Below are 18,579 nucleotides of genomic sequence, written 5' to 3'. Positions count from 1 at the left end.
CCTGAATATGGATATGCACACCGGTTCGACGGAAACTGTGGTGGTGGGAACCTCCGGCCTCACCCCCGAGCAGGTGCTCGCCGTGGCACGGCACGGCGCGCGCGTGGAGCTCTCGGACGAGGCGGTGCGCGAACTGACCGCGTCCCGCGAGGTCATCGACGCCCTCGCCGCCAAGCCCGATCCCGTCTACGGCGTGAGCACCGGCTTCGGCGCGCTGGCCACCCGGCACATCGGCCCGGACCTGCGCACCCGGCTCCAGCGCAACATCGTCCGCTCGCACGCGGCCGGCATGGGCCCGCGGGTCGAGCGCGAGGTGGTGCGCGCCCTGATGTTCCTGCGGCTCAAGACCGTCTGCTCCGGCCGCACCGGCGTGCGCCCCGAGGTCGCGCAGGCCATGGCGGACCTGCTGAACGCCGGCATCACCCCCGTGGTGCACGAGTACGGCTCCCTCGGGTGTTCCGGCGACCTCGCCCCCCTCTCGCACTGCGCGCTCGCCCTGATGGGCGAGGGCGAGGCCGAGGGCCCCGACGGCGAGCTCCGCCCCGTCCGCGAACTGCTCGCGGCGCACGGGCTGCGCCCCGTCGAGCTCAAGGAGAAGGAGGGCCTGGCCCTCCTCAACGGCACCGACGGCATGCTCGGCATGCTGCTGATGGCCCTGGCGGACCTGCGCCTGCTGTACACCTCCGCCGACGTCACCGCCGCGATGACCCTGGAGGCGCTGCTGGGCTCCGAGCGCGTCCTGGCGCCCGAGCTGCACGCCATCCGCCCGCATCCGGGCCAGGCGGACTCCGCCGCCAACATGCTGGCCGTGCTGCACGGCTCGGAGATGACCGGACAGCACCAGGGCGACGAGCCGCGGGTGCAGGACGCCTACTCGGTGCGCTGCGCCCCGCAGGTGGCGGGCGCGGGCCGGGACACCCTCACGCACGCCGAGCTGGTGGCCGGGAGGGAGCTGGCGGCAGCCGTGGACAACCCGGTGGTGCTGCCGGACGGCCGCGTCGAGTCCAACGGCAACTTCCACGGCGCGCCGGTCGCCTACGTCCTCGACTTCCTCGCGATCGCCGCGGCCGACCTGGCCTCCGTCGCCGAGCGGCGCACCGACCGGCTGCTGGACAAGGCCCGCTCGCACGGGCTGCCCGCGTTCCTCGCCGACGACCCCGGCGTCGACTCCGGGCTGATGATCGCCCAGTACACCCAGGCGGCCCTGGTCAGCGAGCTGAAGCGGCTCGCCGTCCCCGCCTCGGTGGACTCCATCCCCTCCAGCGCGATGCAGGAGGACCACGTCTCCATGGGCTGGTCCGCGGCGCGCAAGCTGCGGCACGTGGTCGACAACCTGGCCCGGGTCGTCGCCGTGGAGCTGGTCGCCGCCTCCCGCGCGCTGGAGCTGCGCCGCGCCGCCACGGGGCTGGGCGCCGCGCCCGCCACCTGGGCGGTCGTCGAGGCCGCCCGCGCGGCCGGTGTCGAGGGCCCCGGCCCGGACCGCTACCTCGCCCCCGACCTCGCGGCGGCCGAGGCCTTCGTCCGCGAGGGCGGCGTCGCTCGCGCGGCCGCGGCGGTCACGGGCCCGCTGAGCTGACGGCACGCATCGCCACCGGGCCGGTCCTCATCGGCCGGTCCGGTGGCGGCTTCAGCCTCGGCTCAGCTTCTTCGACTGTGCGGTGACGACCGTGGCGTCGAGCTCGTACGGCGTGCCGTCCGTCATCTTGCCCATGTTGAGGGTGACGTACGTGACCACGGTGTTCCCGTGGCGGACCATCTGGCAGTAGACGCTGCTGGTCGTCGGGGAGTTCGGGGTCGGGCCCTTGCCGCTCAGCGAGAAGGCGACGGCCTCGTCGGCGCCCTTCGCGGCCACCGCCTTCCGCGGTGTCACGGCGGTGTAATCCGTCGAGCTCCGGTCCCGTGCCGTACGGCTGACCCACTCGCGGCAGGCTTCGACCGCGTCGGCGACCGTTCTCAGCGCCCGCTGCGCGCCCTGCCCGTTGTACGAGGCCAGGTTGACCGAGGTGACGTCCACCCGCAGCGCCTCCTTGAAGTCCGCGCCAGGATCAGGATCTGGTAGCGCCACGCGGACGGTCTCGGCGGCCGGGGTGCCGACCGCGCCACCCCTGTACACCTGCGCGAGCGGCCCGCAGAACCTGTCGGGCTTCGCCTGGTCCTTCGCGCCGGACCTGTCCTGCCGCACGACCTCGACGGCGAAGCCCTCGAGGTCGTGCCCGGTGAGACCGAGTGCGGTGAGCTCCTTCTCGGAGAGCGCCACGGGCGCGGATGCGGCGGCCTCGGCGCCGGAGCCGCAGCCGGTGAACAGAGCCAGGGTCAGGGCCGCCGCGCCTGCGGCGGCGACGGCGCCCGTACGCGCCCGCGGGGTGATCTTCACCGTCGGACTATGCGGTCTCCGTCACAAGCGGTCAAGGGAGTGCACGCCCGCGTCCCGAGCGGTTCTCCGTCTACAGCCCCATGCGCTCCCGTCGGACCGAGTACGCCACGAAGGCCGCCCCGATACCGAGGAACGCGGTGCCGCCCATGATGTACGGCGTCGTGTCGAACGCGCCGGTGTCGGCGAGCTCGGTGCCGTCGGCCTGGGAGTGGACCGTGGTCGACGTCGAGGTGGTGTCGGAGACGGTGGTCATGGTGCGCACCCCGGAGGCGTCCTCCGCGCCCGCGGCGGCGGGAGCGGCGGCGGACCGCGGTTCCGGTTCCTCCGGCGTCATCGTCGCGTTGGCGGACGGGACGAAGGAGAGGGCGCCCAGCAGGGCACCCGCGGCAGCGGCGGTCAGCAGTGAGCGGCGCGTCGTGGACACGGATATCGATCCCCTTGTGGCGCTGGCGAATTGACCGTGTGACCTGATGCTAGTGAAAGGCGCGGGTCGCGGGAAACCCGAGGGCCCGGACCACCGTACTCTCCCTGCCATGACTGCAACCGAAAACAGCCGCTTTGTCCGTCTCGACGTCCAGTTGATCGTGGAGGTCGACGACCCGGAGGCGCTCCGGCGCACCGCACAGGACCGGATCGCCGCGGACGGCGCCCTGCCGGACGGCGAGCGGGGCCGGATCGGGGCCGTGGTGACGCATGACACCGCGGAGGCCCTGGCCTACCTCGTCGACCCGTTCGACCTGGTGGGGGCGCTGCCGGGGATCGAGCTGACCCACACCTCGTGGAGCGCGGAGCACGTGGACGGGGGCCTGGATTCGCTCGACGGCGACCTGTACGGCGATGATGGCGAGCACGAGGAGGACTTCCCCGGCGATCGGGCCGGCGGTCCCGTCGCAGGCGGGGACGTGACGGTTCGCATCGGCATCGGCTGACCCCTGGCGGGGAAGGCGACCCCTACGGAACGATGTCTTCCGGTCCTCCGCGGGCCGTTCCGGCGGTCCGCGGCGTGGCGCATTGCACAATTCACCGCGAGACGGAACCGGAACGGCCCGTCCTGGCGTTGAGAATGCTGAGGGGGATGTCTGCCCGCACCGGGCCGCGGCACGGGCGGGGGCCTCCCCACGGGGTCGGGTGACCAGCGATGATGGAGATACGTGTGAAGACGGTCGGTGAGCGGCGGCGGCGCAGGGGTCTGGCGGTCGCGTCCGCACTTCTGGGCGGCGTGATGGTCCTGTCCGGTTGTGGAGGGGGCGACGAGCCTGCCCGTCCGGACGCCCAGGAGAGGGCCGACGAGGCGGCCGCGAAGGAGACGTCGGTCGCCGAGATCTCCATCACGCCCAAGGACGGCACGGACAACGCGTCGATCAACAACGCGGGTCACGTCTCCGTCAAGAAGGGCAAGCTGACCGAGGTCGAGGTGAAGACCAAGGACGGCGAGGCGGTCGAGGGCGAGATGTCCGGCGACAAGACCTCCTGGAAGCCCTCCGTGCAGCTCGAGCGGGCCACCACCTACAAGATGTCGGTGACGGCCGAGGACTCCAAGGGCCGCGCCTCCCACGAGAACGCCACCTTCACCACCGTCTCGCCCACCAACAGCTTCATAGGCAACTTCTCCCCCGAGGACGGCTCCACCGTCGGTGTCGGCATGCCCGTGTCGATCAGGTTCGACAAGGAGATCACCGACAAGAAGGCCGTCCAGCAGGGCGTCGACGTCTCGGTGAGCAGCGGCCAGGAGGTCGCCTGCCACTGGTTCAGCACGACCCGGATGGACTGCCGTCCCCAGGACTACTGGAAGGAGGGGGCGACGGTCACCATGAAGCTCGCGCTGGACGGCGTCGAGGGCGCGCCGAACGTCTACGGCGTCCAGCAGAAGACCGTCACCTTCCACATCGGCCGCAACCAGGTCTCCATCGTCGACGCCGAGACCAAGCAGATGAAGGTCACGCGCAACGGCGAGACCATCCGCACCATCCCCATCTCCGCCGGCTCGCCCGACAACAAGACCTACGAGGGTCAGATGGTGATCTCCGAGAAGTTCAAGGAGACCCGGATGGACGGCTCGACCGTCGGCTTCACCGACGACGACGGCAAGGGCGAGTACGACATCAAGGACGTGCCGCACGCCATGCGGCTGACCACGTCCGGCACCTTCATCCACGGCAACTACTGGGGCCAGGGCGTCTTCGGCAACGTCAACACCAGCCACGGCTGCGTGGGCCTGGAGGACGCCAAGGGCGCGAAGGACCCGAACAAGCCGGGCGCCTGGTTCTTCGACAACTCGATGATCGGCGACGTGGTGGTCGTCCAGAACACCGGCGACAAGACGGTCGCCCCGGACAACGGGTTCAACGGCTGGAACATGCCGTGGGACCAGTGGGTGGCGGGCTCCGCCGTCTGATCCCGACGGCGGTGATCCCCCGGCCCTGACGTGGCGCCGCCCCCCGAGGCGGTGCCGGAGGCGCCCGGTGACGCGTGCACGACGCACGCGTCACCGGGCGCCTCCGCCGTTTCCGGGACTCCCGCGTTCCCGGAGCTCTCGGCCTCGCGTTCCCGGAGCTCTCGGCCCTCGCGTTCTCGGGGTTTTCTCACACAACCCACGGGGGTCTACCAGCCCGCCCCTCTAGCGTCCCGCGCATGTTCCTCACCTATCTCCGCCGCGAACTGCGCCGCCGCAGAAAGGCGTCGCTGGTCGTCGCCTCCGGTCTGGCGCTCGGCATCGCGCTCGTCATCGTCGTCAACGCCGTGTCCTCCGGCATGGGCAGGGCACAGGACCAGGTCCTTCAGTCCCTCTACGGGCTGGGCACCGACATGACCGTCACCAAGGCCCCCGAGGCGCCCTCCGGCGACGGGGACGACAACGGCGGCCGGCCCAGGTTCAGGTTCGACGCCAAGCCCGGTGAGGACGGCGACGACAGCGGCGACCGGCAGAGCAGCGACCGTGTGATGGTCCAGGGCTTCCAGACCCTGTCCGCCTCCACCGCCGCGAAGGTCGCGAAGACCGACGGGGTGGCCGAGGCGGTGGGCGGGCTCAGCCTCGACGTGATGAAGGTAGACGGCCGGTTCACCCGCGGCGAGTTCAAGCAGGACCAGGGCGGTGGCGGCCGTCCGGCCGCCGGCGGCGGTCCCGGCGGCTCCGTGGAGGGCGGCGGCGCCGACTTCTCCATCGACAGCTTCAGCGTGTACGGCACCGACGTCACCCAGCCCGGCCTCGGCCCGCTGACCTCCTCCGAGATCACCTCCGGTCGCGGCTTCGAGGAGTCCGAAACCTCGGCGAGGACGGCCGTGGTGGACAGCGCCTACGCCAAGGAGAAGGAGATCGGGACCGGCGACAAGGTGACCGTCGGCGGCACGAAGTTCACCGTCGTGGGCGTGGCCACCGCCTCCAGCGGCGACGCCGCCGCCGACGTCTACATCCCGCTCGCCCAGGCGCAGACGCTGGCCGACGCCAAGAACAAGATCACCACCGTCTACGTCCGGGCGGACGACGCGCAGCAGCTGGACACGGTGAAGAGCGCGGTGCTCGAGGCCGTGCCGGACGCCACCGTGACCACCTCCGAGGACCTCGCCGACACGGTCTCCGGGTCCCTGTCCACCGCCTCCGGGCTGGCCGTCACGGTCGGCCGGTGGCTGTCCGTCGTGGTCCTCGCCGCCGCGTTCCTGGTGGCCGGCCTGCTGACCTCCTCCGCCGTCGCCCGCCGGGTCCGCGAGTTCGGCACCCTCAAGGCACTGGGCTGGCGCTCGCGCCGCGTCACCGGCCAGGTGGTCGGCGAGGCCGTGGTGACCGGCCTCCTCGGCGGCGCGCTGGGCATCGCGCTCGGCCTTGCCGGCGCGTGGGCCGTCACCGCCTTCGGGCCCTCGCTGACCGCGCAGCTGGGCGGCTCCACCGGCTCCGGCGCGGGCGGTGCGGGCGGTCCCGGCGGCGGCATGGGCGGCGGCCCCGGCGGCGGCATGCGGCAGGCGGCCTCCCGGTCGCTCGACGTGGCCCTCACCGCTCCCGTGAACCTTTCCGTGATCGCGCTGGCGGTCGGTCTGGCCGTCGCGGGCGGCCTGGTCGCGGGCGCCTTCGGAGGGTGGCGTGCCTCCCGGCTGCGCCCCGCCGACGCCCTCTCCCGCGTCGCCTGACGGGTGCCCCGCCCGACCCTCCCGCACCCGGTACGCCCCTCTCCGCCCCTCCCCGCCCTTCCTTCCGCCTTTTCAGCAGGAGCAACGACACCATGTACGAACTCACCGGCGTCACCCGCCGCTACACCCGCGGCAAGGGGGTCGTGGACGCGCTGGCCGGCATCGACCTCACCATCGCCGACGGCGACCGCCTGGTCATCCAGGGCCCCACGGGCGGCGGCAAGTCGACCCTCCTCCAGATGCTCGGCGGCCTCGACCGCCCCACCGCCGGCAGCGTCGTGCTGGACGGCGTGGACCTCGCCAAGCTCTCCGAGGCGCGGCTGACCCGGATCCGCAGCGAGAAGATCGGCTTCGTCTTCCAGGGCTTCAACCTCATCCCGACCCTCACCGCGCAGGAGAACGTCGAGACGGCCTTGGTGCCGCTCGGCGTGCAGCGCAGGGAACGGCGCGAGCGGGCCGCCGAGGCCCTCGCCTCGGTGGGGCTGGGGGAGCGGCTCGGGCACGTGCCGAGCGAGCTCTCGGGCGGCCAGCAGCAGCGGGTGGCCATCGCGCGCGCCCTGGTCAAGCAGCCCAAGGTGCTGCTCGCCGACGAGCCGACGGGCAACCTGGACGAGTCCACCCGGGACGAGATCATGGCCGTGCTCGAGACCCAGTGGAAGGAGCACGGACTGACCTTCGTCATGGTCACCCACGACTCCCACCTGGCCCAGCGGTCCCCCCGCGTGGTGACCCTCCGCAAGGGCCGCGTCGCGAACTGAGGCGGAGGCGCGCGCTGTGGGTGACTCCCTGCTGCCCCGTGTCCTGGTTCCCTCCGATCCGCCATGCGGAATGAACCGGGTCACGGGGCAGTTGTCTCTGAAGGACGTTCGCGCCACGCGCACGGACGTCCGTGCGCGCCGATCAAGCGCGCGAGCCACCCAGCACCCGAGGAAACCGGAGAACCACCCGGCATGACTTCTGTCGCCGCCTACGCCGCCCCCGCCGCCAAGGCTCCGCTGGAGCGCACCACCGTCGAGCGCAGGGAGGTCGGCGAGCACGACGTCCTGATCGACATCAAGTACGCCGGTATCTGCCACTCCGACATCCACACCGTCCGCGAGGAGTGGGGCAAGGCCCACTTCCCGCTGACCCCCGGCCACGAGATCGCCGGTGTGGTCACCGAGGTCGGCCCCGGCGTGACCCGCTTCAAGGTCGGCGACCGCGTCGGCGTCGGCTGCATGGTGGACTCCTGCCGTGAGTGCGAGAACTGTCTCAACGGCATCGAGCAGCACTGCCTGAAGGGCAACGTCGGCACCTACGGCTCCCGTGGCCGCGACGGCGAGATCACCCAGGGCGGTTACTCCACCCACATCGTCGTCGACGAGAACTACACCGTCCGCATCCCCGAGGGCCTCTCCCTCGATGTCGCCGCCCCGCTGCTGTGCGCCGGCATCACCACGTACTCCCCGCTGAAGAACTGGGGCGCGGGCCCCGGCAAGAAGGTCGCCGTGGTCGGCCTGGGCGGCCTCGGCCACATGGCCGTCAAGATCGCCCACGCCATGGGCGCCGAGGTGACCGTGCTGTCGCAGTCGCTGCGCAAGAAGGAGGACGGCCTCAAGCTGGGCGCCGACCACTACTACGCGACGGCCGACCCCCGCACCTTCGAGGAGCTGCGCGGCGAGTTCGACCTGATCGTCTCCACGGTCTCCGCCAACGTCGACTTCAACGCCTACCTGGGTCTGCTGAAGACCGGTGGCACCCTGGTCAACGTCGGCGCCCCCGAGAACCCGATCTCGCTCCAGCTCTTCGCCCTCATCGGCGGCAACAAGAACCTGGCCGGCTCCATGATCGGCGGCATCGCCGAGACCCAGGAGATGCTGGACTTCTGCGCCGAGCACGGGCTGGGCGCGGAGATCGAGCTGATCTCCGCCGACCGGATCAACGAGGCCTACGAGCGCGTCGTCGCCTCCGACGTGCGCTACCGCTTCGTCATCGACACCGCCACGATCTGACGGAACGTCTCCGCGCAGTGAGGAAGGGCCCCGGCGGGCGACGCCGGGGCCCTTCCCCGTGCTCCTCCCCTGCGGCTCAGCCCTGCTGTGTCTGCTGCGTCTGCTGCCAGGCGATCAGCTCCGCCGAACGGTTGGTGATGACGGCGTCCACCCCCAGGGCGTCCAGCGTCTTCCACTGCGCGGGCTCGTCCACCGTCCACGCCATCGTGGCGACGCCCGACCGGTGCAGGTCGCCCACCACGGACGGCCTGGCGGTCAGCGCCGACGCCTTCGGGTTGTACGCGGTGAGGCCCAGGTCGCGGGCGACCGCCACCGGGTCGGCGTCCAGCGTGGACGTCAGGTAGCCGCGGGGCAGCGTGGGGGCCAGTTCACGCGCCCACTTCAGGTGCTGCTTGCTGAAGCTCTGCACGAAGACCCGGTCCGGCGAGAGGACCCCGGCCGCCCGGAGCGCGTCGAACATCCGGGCCACCTGGTCCTTGGACGAGGCCCGCTTGATCTCCAGGAGAAGCTTCCCGCCCCGTGCCTTCAGGTCCGCGCCCTGTGCCCGCAGGGTCGGCACGTGCTCGCCCTTGTACGCCGAGGAGAACCACGACCCGGCGTCCAGCTTGTCCAACTGCGCGGAGGTGAGCGTGGTGAGGTCCCCGGTCCCGTTCGTGGTGCGGTCCACCGTGCTGTCGTGCATGACGTACGGGACGCCGTCCTCGCTGATCTGCGCGTCCGTCTCGATGAGGTCCGCGCCCGCCCGGCGCGCCAGCTCCTGCGCCGCCAGCGTGTTCTCCGGCGCGGCGGCCGACGCCCCCCGGTGCGCCACCGCCAGCGCGGGCTCGCCCGGGCCGCGCAGGTAGGGGTTGAGCGAGGGCAGGGCGGTGACTCTCACGTCGTCGAACGCGACGGTCGCGCCGTCCACCAGCAGCGCCTGACGGCCGTTCGCGGAACGCCGCAGCTCGTTCGTGCTCAGCACCTTCCGCCCGTCGAGGTACCAGGTCGCCTTCATGCCGTGGACGTCCACCCGCACCCGCACGTCCTTGCCGGTGCCGGCCGCGGCGGGAGCGGCGGCGGTGTCGGTGACGTTCCAGGTGCCGGCCGTCGTCCGCTGGGCGAACTCCACGCCGTTGGCGGCGGTGGAGCGGGAGCGCAGGGTGGCGATCCACCACGGGGTGGCCCCGCTCGACGGCAGGTCGAGGCCGAGCGCGAACCAGCGGGAGGTGTCGTCCACCGACTCGAACCGGGCGGTGGCCTCGAAACGGTAGTCGATGAGCTGGGTGCCGAAGGTGATCCGGGCGCGGGTGCCGCCGTCGCCGACGAGACGGCCGTTGCGCACCTTCCAGGCGCCGCTGACGGCCTTCCAGCCGGAGGGCAGGGCGGTGCCGCCGAAGGATTGACGGACCACCGTGGTGCCGGGGGCGGCGGCGGTCGCACGGATGGGTGTCGGTGCCGCCGGGACGTCGGGCATGGCCACCGCCGACGGGGCGGACGCCCCCGCGGTGAACGCGACGCTGATCGCCAGTACGGTCGGTACGGTCGTGGGCCTGAAGGTCCGGCTTCGCGTGTCCCTGGTTTCCCTGGTCATGTTCACGACGCTAGGGAGCGGCGGGTAACGCGCCGGTACCGCGAAGTGACGGTCCGTGGACGGTCGGATGGCGGGCGGACGCCGGGATTCCACGGGCGTGACACCGGAGACCCCGGGGGTGCGTGAGGTGCTCCCGCGGGTTCTGCGGCCGGGTCTCGCCGCTTGGGGATGCGTCGGGGTGACCCGGGGCGGGCGCACGGTGGGCGCAGGTGACGTGAGAGGCACGGGATGAGCGTGAGCGTGGAACGGCAGACGGCGGCGGCGACGGACGTCGCGCGGGAACTGGACCGGGCGGTGGTGGTCGCCGGGGACGAGGTCTCCGCCCCGTTGCGGGCCGCCCTCGCGGAGGCCCTGGGCCGCCCCGTACTCAGCGGCCCCGCCCCCGACGGCGCCCCGGTGGTCCGGGTCGGCTCCCGGCGGCCCGCCTTCACCGAGGGCGGTGAGCGCGTGGTCTGGTTCCACAGCGTCAACGCCGGCGTGGACGCGCTGCTGCGCGGCGGCGAGGACCAGGACGCCTGGCCGGCCGACGTCCTCCTGACCCGCACGGTCGGACGGATGGGCGACCGCATGGCCCAGTACGTCCTCGGCTGGGTCCTGGCCGAGTGCCAGCGCGTCCCCGACTTCCTCGCCGCCCACGACCGCGCCGACTGGGGCCGCCGCGACACCGAACTCGCCGCCGGCCAACTGGCCCTCGTCTACGGCGCGGGCCGCATCGGCACCCGCGTCGCCGACTACCTGCGCGGCGCGGGCATCCGCGTGGTCGAGGCGGGCCGCGCGGCCGTGCCCGACGCCGACGCCCTCCTCCCCGACGCCCGCTGGGTCGTCGACGTCCTCCCCCTCACCCCCGCCACCCGCGACTTCTTCGGCCCGCGCCGCCTCGGCGCGATGCGCGGCGCGACGTTCCTGAACATCGGCCGGGGCGCGACGGTCGACCTGGCGGCACTGGAGGCGGCGCTGCACGCGGACGCCGTCCGCTCCGCCGTCCTCGACGTCCTCCCCGACGAGCCCGCCGGCCCCGACCACCCCGCCTGGCGCCTGCCCCGCACCACCGTCACCTCCCACACCTCGGGCCCCACCACGGACGAGGACGTCGTCACCGACCTCCTCTCCGCCTGGCGCTCCCTGGAGGCGGGGCAGCCCCCAGCCCTGGCCGTCCCCACGGGCCGCGGCTACTGACGCACCCCCGCCCTTCCGCGCCCGGAGCCGCCCTGCTGCCGGGGCCCCGGCAGTCGTCCCCAGCGGGTGAGCCGTGAATGTGCTGCTCCAGCGACACATTCAGGGCTCACCCGCACCAGGGTGGGGTGGCCGCAGATGCCGGTGTGGGGCGGGGACGAAATCCACTGGAGCCCAGGTCGAGGGCGGGGCACAATCCGGCCGGGGCAAGAACCCGTGCAAGAGGGTTCGGGGCAAGGGGGAGCTCGGTTGGACGTGTTCATGTGCGCCGGGTGCGGCGCGGAACTGACGGCGCCGGTGTCCCGGGTCGCTCTCCCGGTGCACACCGGCCACGGCGGGTGGGAGGAACTGCATCCCCCGCTGATGGACCCCGCGACGTACGCCGTCGACCCCCGCCCCTCCGGGCCGCCCTGGCGGCGGTGGGAGGACGTGGGGGAGGACGAGGCCGCCCGTCGGGGCGTGTACGCGCCCGTGTACTCGCTCTCCTTCGGCGCGCCGAACAGGATCGTCATCGCTCCCGGCGACTCCCGGAGCATGCGGTTGATCCCCGAGAAGTGCGAGGGCTACTGCCGGGGCGTGGACGGCCGGGCCGGCCCCAACCTGGCGTGCGAGGGGTGCGGGCGGGCCGTGGCGACCCGTGAGGACGACTGCGGGATGTGGCAGACGGTGTGGCTGGAGCCCGACGCGGTCGTCCGCCGCCCCGCGCCGGGCCCGGCCGCACGGACTCCCGGATGGGACGACCTGTTGCGCCCCGAGCACCGCCTTCCGCCCGTGGAGACGGACGGGTCGTGGAGCCGCCGCTGGGACGCGGCGGTCGGGGTCGCGCTCGCCCACCTCGTGGCGGTCACCGGGGCCCGCCCGGTGACCCTCCCCGCCGGCCCCGTCACCGAACTGCTCGGCCACGCCGTCGGCCGCCACCTCCCCACGGGTCCCGATCCCCGCTCGGTCGGCCTGGCCGGCCCAGGGGTCGGCACGCCGCGGCCGCGTCCCGACGTCCTCCTCGTCCCCCGGCACCCCCTCACGGGCGAACCGTGGCGTGAGCCCGACGACGCCGGGGCGGTGGTGCCGCTGGACAGCGGGGTGTGGGCGTACCTCGCCCTCCCGGGCGAGACCTCGCCGCTCCCCGCGACCGGCGTCCTCCCCCCGGGCGTCCTGCGCGACGACTACCCCCTTCCGCCGCTCCCCTGGCACGCGCTGACGGGGCACCCCGGTGCCTTCCGCGCCACCCTGATCCGCCTCCCCGCCGTCCGCACGCCCCGTCTGCGGGAGTACCTCGAGGGGCGTCGCAGTCGGCGCTGAGGCGTCGCGGGGTCCGTCCGTTCCACACGGCGGTCAGGTCGCGGTGGGGATGTGGGGCGCCGCGGCGACCTGGGCCATCGTCCGTAGCCTCGTGAAGTAGAAGGCGCAGTACTCCTCGTGCACCAGGGGGACGACCCTGTCGAGGTCGGTGATGCGGTGCCGGAGGAACGCGACGCCGTCGTCGTCGAGTCCGCCGTTCAGTTCCGTATGCACAAGGCCTGCGACGTCGGAGTCCAGGAGGACCAGATCCACTCCGTCGATGTCCACGCCGCGGAACCCGTCGGGGAACAGAGCGCGCCGATGGTCCTCCCACAGTGTGGCGAGACCGTCCTCGGGCTGTGTTCCGTCGACAGGGGCCACCGTCCCGGCAGCGGACGGCGGAGGGAGAAGCAGAGAGACGGCGTCGAAGACGGCACGCAGCAGTGCCACGGCCCCGAGCGGGCGGAGGGCTGCGCTGGACACGGCGCCCCGCGTGAGCTTGTCGCGGAGCAGCCGGACACGGTGAAGTTCGGCGGCGAGTTCGGCCGTGACGAGCCCTGTGTCGGTGGCCTGCTCGATGAGGTCGTGGAGTGGTCCGTCCGTGGCCAGGCGCTCGGCGAGGACGTGCTCCAGGGCGAACAGGGAATGCGTGACCGCGACGGTGGCGAACTCGTAGCGGTAGTAGGAGTGCCGGAGGAGTTCGCGGCAGGTTTCCATCGCGCTCATGACGTACATCGAAGCGCCGCGCGGCAGAACCAGGTCGGCGACCAAGGCGTGCATGCCCGCGTAGTCGAGAGCAAGGTCAAGGGAGCGGGGGTCCCGCACCGGCATGAGGGACGGGTCGGGCGGCGGGGTGATCACCGGTGCAGTCTCACCGTCGGAAGGTTGCCTGCGCCATCGCTTTTGCTCGGGTGCTGTCGTGATCCGCCGCCGCCCATGAGGAGCCGGCGGGCGGTCCCTTCGCCCCACCGCTCGACGGGGTGGGGCGAACCAGGGACCGCGTTGCTCAGCTCGCGTCCGGGGCCGCTGCCACGCCCACCGGGCAGGAGAGGCCCGTGCCGCCGATGCCGCAGTAACCGTTCGGGTTCTTGGCGTCGGAGAGGTACTGCTGGTGGTAGAGCTCGGCCGGGTAGAAGGGGTGGGCGGCGGCGGGCTCGATCTCGGTGGTGACGGAGCCGTAGCCGGCCTCGGCGAGGACCTGCTGGTAGGCCGCGCGGGAGGCCTCGGCGGTCGCCGCCTGCTCGGGGGTGTGGGTGAAGACGGCGGAGCGGTACTGGGTGCCGACGTCGTTGCCCTGGCGGTAGCCCTGAGTGGGGTCGTGGGACTCCCAGAACGTCTTGAGGAGGGCCTCGTAGGAGAGGACGTCCGGGTCGTAGACCACGCGGACGGTCTCGGTGTGGCCGGTGAGGCCCGAGCAGACCTCCTCGTACGTGGGGTTCTCGGTGAAGCCGCCCTGGTAGCCGACGAGGGTGGTCCACACCCCGGCCGGAAGCTGCCAGAACTTGCGCTCGGCGCCCCAGAAACAGCCGAGGGCGAAGTCGGCCACGGCCATGCCCTCGGGGTGGCCGAAGAGCGGCGTGCCGAGGACGGTGTGGGCCCCGGCGGCCTCCGGCGTGAGGACCGGCGCGGCGCGGCCGGGCAGGGCCTGGTCGGCGGTGACCATCACGGGCGTCGTACGGCCGAAGAGCATGGGGGTCCTCCCGGGTCGGGTGGGGACCGGCGGGCCTGGGGCCGCCGGAGGGTGCGCTCGTACAACGCGCGGGGCGGGCCGGTGATTCCTCGGCTCCGCCCCGGAAACGGCAGCGGCCCCGTCCCCTTGGGAAAGGGGGCGGGGCCGGGTGGGCGGGAGCCGCGGACGGCCGGGTCAGGCGGTCGTCGCCGTGCGGGCCTCGGCCGCCTCCAGGACGCGCTGGGCCGTGAAGTCGCGGATCGCGATGTACCGCTCGGCGAAGCGCGGCTTGCCGGCCAGGTAGGTCCACGGGCTGGTGCCGATGTGGCCGTCGATCAGCGTGAACTGCTCCATGGCGGCCTCGTACCGGTCCTGCCAGTACAGCATGTACGCGAGCATGTGCCGCATCGGCAGCAGGCGCCGGGCCTTGGGGTCGCCGGCCTCGGCAGCGGCGGCGGCGAGGTCGAGGAGCGCGGCGTCGACGGCCTTCATCAGCTCGGGGCGCTTGTAGTACTCGTCCTCGTCGAGGTCGCTGTGGGCGAACTCGAACTCGAAGTGCGCCTCCAGCAGGACCAGCGTCAGCAGCTGGCCCGGAGTGCCCTTGGCCGCGGCCTCGCGGGCGAAGGAGAGGGCCAGCTCGTGCGAACCGCGCCACTTGGCGCACCAGTACTGGAGGGCGGACTGGTGCGCGCCGAGGTGGTGCGGGGCGCGCGCCATGGCCTGGTCCCACAGCTCGTCGAAGTCCTTGTGGGAGTAGCCGAGGCCCATCGCCAGCGGCATCTCCACGACGTACGGGTTGGGGTCGTCCCCGCCCAGCGCCTGGGCCTCCGCGCAGGCCTCCCGCGCCTGGGCGAGGATCCGGTGGAAGCTGTCGAACTGCTCACGGGTGGTGTTCTTGGCCTGGAGGCTGCCCCGGACGTCCCAGGCCAGGTAGATCATCGAGTCCGCGTTGACCAGCGCGGCGTCCGCGTCGCCGGGGCGCGCCGCACGCCAGGCCAGCAGCCAGGCGTCCTCCTTGGCGGCCTCATGGCCGAGGATGCTGACCCGGCGGCCGCGTTCCTCCCAGTCCCGGCCGGCCTCGGCCAGGAACCGGGCGCCGGCCTCCCAGTCACCGCGCCGGACGGCCTGCAGGACGGCCTCGGCGGCGGGGTCCGCGACGCCGGGCCGGTCCAGGTCGAGCCGGGAGAGGGGGAGCAGTCCGAGCTTCGCGGCCGCCTCGGCCCCCGCGTTCTCGTCGGGGGCGTCGGGGTCGTGCTTGATGAACGTCTTGACGAAGACGAAGGCGATGTAGAGGCCGAACGCGACCACGGGCAGGGCGAGGATCCCGAGGACCCAGAGCAGTGCGGTCATCAGGAAGTCACACGCTTTCGATGTCGGTGTCGGTGCCCGTCTCGGAGGGCGTCGGCGGGAGCAGGGCGCGCAGCGGGGCGGTGTCCGGGCGGTCGGCGACCGCGGCCGTGACGGCGGCGTCGAGCGCCTCGCCCGCGGCCTCCGGGTCGCCGCCGGGGAGGACCACGGTGGCCGACTCGGACCAGGAGAACTCCCAGTCCAGCAGGCCCTGCTTGCTCAGCTCGGAGATCACCCAGGTGCGCACGAGACCTTCGAGCGAGGGGCGGACGAACTCGCGGAAGGCGCGGCCCTGCGCGGCGGACGCCTCCTCGGAGAGGGGGAGGCGGCGGGCGAGCTGCCAGAGGTGGCCCTCGTCGATCACCTGGAGGAGGGCGGGCAGCGTCGGCGCCGACTTGGTGTACACGGCGAGGGCCCGGTGCAGAGGGGTGTCGAGCTCGCCGAGGCGGGCGGTCATGCCGGAACGCAGGAGTTCCGGCCAGTCCTCGGCGCGGCGGAAGCCGAGCAGTTCCTCGGCGAGGACGGCCGGCTCCAGGGCGGTGGCCAGGGCGCGCGGGTCGGCGAGCAGGCCGAGGGCGGAGCCGCGGCCGTCGTCGGCGCGGCCGTCGTCCGGCAGGGCCTCGACGGCGCGCACCCGCTCGCCGATCGGCGGGTGGGAGTCGTAGGGGGAGAGCTGCTGCACGGGGAGCTCGGCGCGCATGTCGGCGAGCTGCAGCTCACGGGCGGTCAGCAGGTCGTTGAAACCGCCGAAGAAGGCGCCGCGCGGGGGCATGGTGCGGGCGTCCAGGCCCAGGGTGGCGTACGACTCGAGGTAGAAGTCGTAGGCCGAGGACAGGACCGGGATCTCGCGCAGGGCCGAGGCTGTGGCGTCACGGCCGGCCAGGCGGGCGGCGGAGCGGTCCGCGGCGAACTCCTCGGCGCGGGCGGTGGACTGCGAGGCGCGCAGGAAGAACTTGCCGTACCAGGTGTAGATCTTCGCCATGGCCCGGTAGGTGGCGCCGGCTCCCGTGGTGTCGACCTCCTTCGCCTCCTTGCCCTTGGCGACCCGGCGGGCGGACTTCTTCTCCTGCTGGGCGCGCTCCCGCGCGACCTTCTTGTCGGCCTTCTCATGGAAGTGGGCGATGGTGCGCCGGATCTGCAGGCGGCCGCGGGCCACGATCGGGCCGAGGCGGGTGTCACCGCCGACGTAGTGGCCGTACTCGTGGGCGAGGACCGAGCGGAACTGGGCCTCGCTCAGGCCGGTGAGCAGCGGCAGACCGAGGTGGAGGCTGCGGCGGCCGGGGAGCAGGCCGCCGAACCGGGGGCGCTCCATCACGGACGCGTTGACCTCGGCGGTCAGGATGATGGTGTCCGGGGCGCGGGTCCCGGCGGCCTCGGCCAGTTCGCGGACCATGGCCCACAGGCGGGGCTCGGCCTCCTCGGTGAGCGGGACGCCCGGGGGCTCCTCGATGTCCGGCAGGCGGAGCATGAACATGCCCCGGACCACGGGGATCGCGAGCACGACCGAGACCAGCCAGACCTTGCCGGTGACGCTGGTCGGGGCGTGGATCGCGGCCCAGTCGACGGCCGCCAGGACACCGAGCAGGACCAGGCTGAGCAACTGGAATCCCGCGAGCAGGATCAGGGCGCGGACGGCCCGCAACGTGGAACTCATGGAGCTTCCCTACACATCACTGGAAGAGGGCAACGGGGAGGAATGACGGCTGGGTATTACGGGGAAAGCGGCTGGAAACGGGCATGACAAGGCGCGGCCGGGGCCGTGTGGGGGATGCGGATTATGACGCACCGCCGCCCCGAACCGCAAAGGTGTTCGGGGCGGCGGTGGGCGGTGGTGACGGCCGTGAGGAGTCCCCGCCCGCGGAGAGCCCCGGGCGGTGACGCGCGGTCAGCGCAGGAGCGACGCCGGGTTGCCGCCGTTGGCCTCGAAGCCGGCCACGGCGAGGGCGCGGTAGACGGCGTACTCGGCGGCCGGGTCCTGGCTGAGCGTCCAGGGCAGCGCGCCCACGTGCCCGTCGACGTGGATCAGCTGACCCATCGCCTCCGACCAGCGGGAGCCGTTGACCAGGAACCAGATCAGCAGGTGACGCACGTGGGGGAGGACCGCGTCGTCGGGCCGGGCCCGGCCGGCCGCGTACAGCGCGCCGTGCATCGCCTTGGTGACGACCTCGCTCTCGTACAGGTTGGCCACCAGGGTCAGGTCCTGAAGGTGCTCGAAGACGGCGAACAGCGGGAGCGCGGAGAGGAGCGAGCCCTCCGGGGCCCGGGCGGCCGCCGACTCGGCGAAGGAGTAGGCCAGTTCACGGGAGCCGTACCACTTCTCGCACCAGTAGTGCAGCGCGGCCAGGTGGGCGCCCATGTGGTGCGGGGCCCGGTCCAGGACCTTGAGCCAGAGCTGCTCGAACTCCTCACGGGAGTAGCCCAGTCCGCGGGCCACCGACAGCTCGGTGAGGTACGGGACGGGGTCGCCGGGGGCGAGCAGCGCGGCCCGGCCGCACGCCTCCTTGGCCTCCTCCATGATGATCCGGAACTCGTCGCTGCCGGGCGTGGACGTGCGCCAGGCCTGCTGGACCAGGAACTCCGCGTGCACGGCCGCGCCGCCCGCGTCCTTGGGCTGCTCGGTGCGCCACACGCGCAGCCACTGGCCGCCGGGCGTCTGCGACGGGTCGCCGGCCGGCTTGCGGGCGAGCTCCAGCGAGGCAGCCCCGGCGAAGGACTGCACGCGCTGCCAGCGCGCCTCGCCCTCGTTCTCGGTACCGGCCAGCAGCTGGGCCGCGGCCCGGTAGTCCTGGGTGCGCTGCACCAGGTCCAGGACGTCGGTCAGGTCCTGGTCCGGGCCCGGCAGCCGGACGTCCAGGTCCTCCTGGCGCAGGAACCCGTACGCCGCCGGGTCGGCCGCGTCGGGGTCGCCGGGGCGCGCCAGGGCGATGCCTCCGGCGCTCCTGCGGCGGTAGATCGACGCGACGACGAAGCCGAGGAGGGCGACGGCGAAGAGCACCCAGATGAATTCCATGCCACCAGCGAACCAGACGGGGTGGGGGTGGGGCCAATGTGGGGGTGA

16 protein-coding genes are annotated in these 18,579 nt (G+C 72.9%); 8 read left to right on the top strand and 8 right to left on the bottom strand.

Going from position 1 to position 18,579, the window contains the following annotated elements; translation table 11 throughout:
• The first annotated feature begins 7 nt into the window (after positions 1-7).
• Positions 8-1,576, top strand: coding sequence for a histidine ammonia-lyase (hutH, locus tag ABT026_RS23495; protein ID WP_351117075.1), 1,569 nt, complete (start codon positions 8-10; stop codon positions 1,574-1,576).
• A gap of 51 nt (positions 1,577-1,627) precedes the next feature.
• Here hutH and ABT026_RS23490 read toward each other — a convergent pair whose 3' ends face one another.
• Together ABT026_RS23490 and ABT026_RS23485 are read right to left on the bottom strand one after the other, a co-directional pair.
• Positions 1,628-2,374: a hypothetical protein gene (locus ABT026_RS23490; RefSeq protein WP_351117073.1), complete on the bottom strand. Its 747-nt coding sequence runs from the start codon at positions 2,372-2,374 to the stop codon at positions 1,628-1,630.
• 70 nt (positions 2,375-2,444) lie between these two features.
• Complete coding sequence (locus ABT026_RS23485; protein ID WP_502968039.1) at positions 2,445-2,777, bottom strand: hypothetical protein; 333 nt, start codon at positions 2,775-2,777, stop codon at positions 2,445-2,447.
• Between the two features lie 130 nt (positions 2,778-2,907).
• Between ABT026_RS23485 and ABT026_RS23480 the strand changes: the two genes are divergently transcribed.
• The 5 genes from ABT026_RS23480 to ABT026_RS23460 all read left to right on the top strand — a co-directional run bounded on the left by ABT026_RS23480 (position 2,908) and on the right by ABT026_RS23460 (position 8,484).
• On the top strand, positions 2,908-3,303 hold the full coding sequence (locus tag ABT026_RS23480; protein WP_351117070.1) for a hypothetical protein: 396 nt from the start codon (positions 2,908-2,910) through the stop codon (positions 3,301-3,303).
• 212 nt (positions 3,304-3,515) lie between these two features.
• Positions 3,516-4,769 (top strand): L,D-transpeptidase, encoded by a 1,254-nt coding sequence (locus ABT026_RS23475; protein WP_351117106.1) that lies wholly within the window; start codon positions 3,516-3,518, stop codon positions 4,767-4,769.
• 236 nt (positions 4,770-5,005) lie between these two features.
• Positions 5,006-6,493 (top strand): ABC transporter permease, encoded by a 1,488-nt coding sequence (locus ABT026_RS23470; RefSeq protein ID WP_351117068.1) that lies wholly within the window; start codon positions 5,006-5,008, stop codon positions 6,491-6,493.
• A 92-nt stretch (positions 6,494-6,585) separates the two neighbouring features.
• Positions 6,586-7,251 carry an ABC transporter ATP-binding protein gene (locus tag ABT026_RS23465; protein WP_351117066.1) on the top strand — a complete coding sequence of 222 codons (666 nt, stop codon included), beginning with the start codon at positions 6,586-6,588 and terminating at the stop codon, positions 7,249-7,251.
• A gap of 192 nt (positions 7,252-7,443) precedes the next feature.
• Positions 7,444-8,484: an NAD(P)-dependent alcohol dehydrogenase gene (locus tag ABT026_RS23460; RefSeq protein ID WP_351117064.1), complete on the top strand. Its 1,041-nt coding sequence runs from the start codon at positions 7,444-7,446 to the stop codon at positions 8,482-8,484.
• Between the two features lie 76 nt (positions 8,485-8,560).
• Here ABT026_RS23460 and ABT026_RS23455 read toward each other — a convergent pair whose 3' ends face one another.
• On the bottom strand, positions 8,561-10,054 hold the full coding sequence (locus ABT026_RS23455) for a glycerophosphodiester phosphodiesterase family protein (RefSeq protein ID WP_351117062.1): 1,494 nt from the start codon (positions 10,052-10,054) through the stop codon (positions 8,561-8,563).
• 240 nt (positions 10,055-10,294) lie between these two features.
• Between ABT026_RS23455 and ABT026_RS23450 the strand changes: the two genes are divergently transcribed.
• Positions 10,295-11,230 carry an NAD(P)-dependent oxidoreductase gene (locus ABT026_RS23450; RefSeq protein WP_351117060.1) on the top strand — a complete coding sequence of 312 codons (936 nt, stop codon included), beginning with the start codon at positions 10,295-10,297 and terminating at the stop codon, positions 11,228-11,230.
• Positions 11,231-11,476: 246 nt separating this feature from the next.
• Entirely contained in the window at positions 11,477-12,526 is a 1,050-nt protein-coding gene (locus ABT026_RS23445) for a hypothetical protein (RefSeq protein ID WP_351117058.1), read from the top strand.
• A 33-nt stretch (positions 12,527-12,559) separates the two neighbouring features.
• Here ABT026_RS23445 and ABT026_RS23440 read toward each other — a convergent pair whose 3' ends face one another.
• The 5 genes from ABT026_RS23440 to ABT026_RS23420 form a co-directional block, all read right to left on the bottom strand.
• Entirely contained in the window at positions 12,560-13,366 is an 807-nt protein-coding gene (locus ABT026_RS23440) for a hypothetical protein (protein ID WP_351117056.1), read from the bottom strand.
• A 145-nt stretch (positions 13,367-13,511) separates the two neighbouring features.
• On the bottom strand, positions 13,512-14,195 hold the full coding sequence (msrA, locus tag ABT026_RS23435; RefSeq protein WP_351117054.1) for a peptide-methionine (S)-S-oxide reductase MsrA: 684 nt from the start codon (positions 14,193-14,195) through the stop codon (positions 13,512-13,514).
• Positions 14,196-14,369: 174 nt separating this feature from the next.
• A complete protein-coding gene (locus tag ABT026_RS23430) occupies positions 14,370-15,524 on the bottom strand; it encodes a hypothetical protein (protein ID WP_351117052.1) in 1,155 nt (384 codons plus the stop codon).
• A gap of 7 nt (positions 15,525-15,531) precedes the next feature.
• Positions 15,532-17,175, bottom strand: a complete 1,644-nt coding sequence (locus ABT026_RS23425; RefSeq protein ID WP_351117050.1) for a M48 family metalloprotease — start codon at positions 17,173-17,175, stop codon at positions 15,532-15,534.
• A gap of 231 nt (positions 17,176-17,406) precedes the next feature.
• Positions 17,407-18,531: a hypothetical protein gene (locus ABT026_RS23420; RefSeq protein WP_351117048.1), complete on the bottom strand. Its 1,125-nt coding sequence runs from the start codon at positions 18,529-18,531 to the stop codon at positions 17,407-17,409.
• Positions 18,532-18,579 lie beyond the last annotated feature (48 nt).

Source organism: Streptomyces sp. NPDC002734, assembly GCF_040295685.1.
Lineage (GTDB): Bacteria > Actinomycetota > Actinomycetes > Streptomycetales > Streptomycetaceae > Streptomyces.
The sequence above is the reverse complement of the archived record's forward strand: the minus strand, read 5'-3'. Positions and strand labels throughout refer to the sequence as shown.

What these genes read in the sequence shown, in the direction of transcription:
- hutH (WP_351117075.1), top strand. Translation starts at nt 8, where the DNA reads ATGGATATGCACACCGGTTCGACGGAAACTGTGGTGGTGGGAACCTCC.
- ABT026_RS23480 (WP_351117070.1), top strand. Translation starts at nt 2,908, where the DNA reads ATGACTGCAACCGAAAACAGCCGCTTTGTCCGTCTCGACGTCCAGTTG.
- ABT026_RS23475 (WP_351117106.1), top strand. Translation starts at nt 3,516, where the DNA reads ATGGAGATACGTGTGAAGACGGTCGGTGAGCGGCGGCGGCGCAGGGGT.
- ABT026_RS23470 (WP_351117068.1), top strand. Translation starts at nt 5,006, where the DNA reads ATGTTCCTCACCTATCTCCGCCGCGAACTGCGCCGCCGCAGAAAGGCG.
- ABT026_RS23465 (WP_351117066.1), top strand. Translation starts at nt 6,586, where the DNA reads ATGTACGAACTCACCGGCGTCACCCGCCGCTACACCCGCGGCAAGGGG.
- ABT026_RS23460 (WP_351117064.1), top strand. Translation starts at nt 7,444, where the DNA reads ATGACTTCTGTCGCCGCCTACGCCGCCCCCGCCGCCAAGGCTCCGCTG.
- ABT026_RS23455 (WP_351117062.1), bottom strand. Translation starts at nt 10,054, where the DNA reads ATGACCAGGGAAACCAGGGACACGCGAAGCCGGACCTTCAGGCCCACG.
- msrA (WP_351117054.1), bottom strand. Translation starts at nt 14,195, where the DNA reads ATGCTCTTCGGCCGTACGACGCCCGTGATGGTCACCGCCGACCAGGCC.
- ABT026_RS23430 (WP_351117052.1), bottom strand. Translation starts at nt 15,524, where the DNA reads ATGACCGCACTGCTCTGGGTCCTCGGGATCCTCGCCCTGCCCGTGGTC.
- ABT026_RS23425 (WP_351117050.1), bottom strand. Translation starts at nt 17,175, where the DNA reads ATGAGTTCCACGTTGCGGGCCGTCCGCGCCCTGATCCTGCTCGCGGGA.
- ABT026_RS23420 (WP_351117048.1), bottom strand. Translation starts at nt 18,531, where the DNA reads ATGGAATTCATCTGGGTGCTCTTCGCCGTCGCCCTCCTCGGCTTCGTC.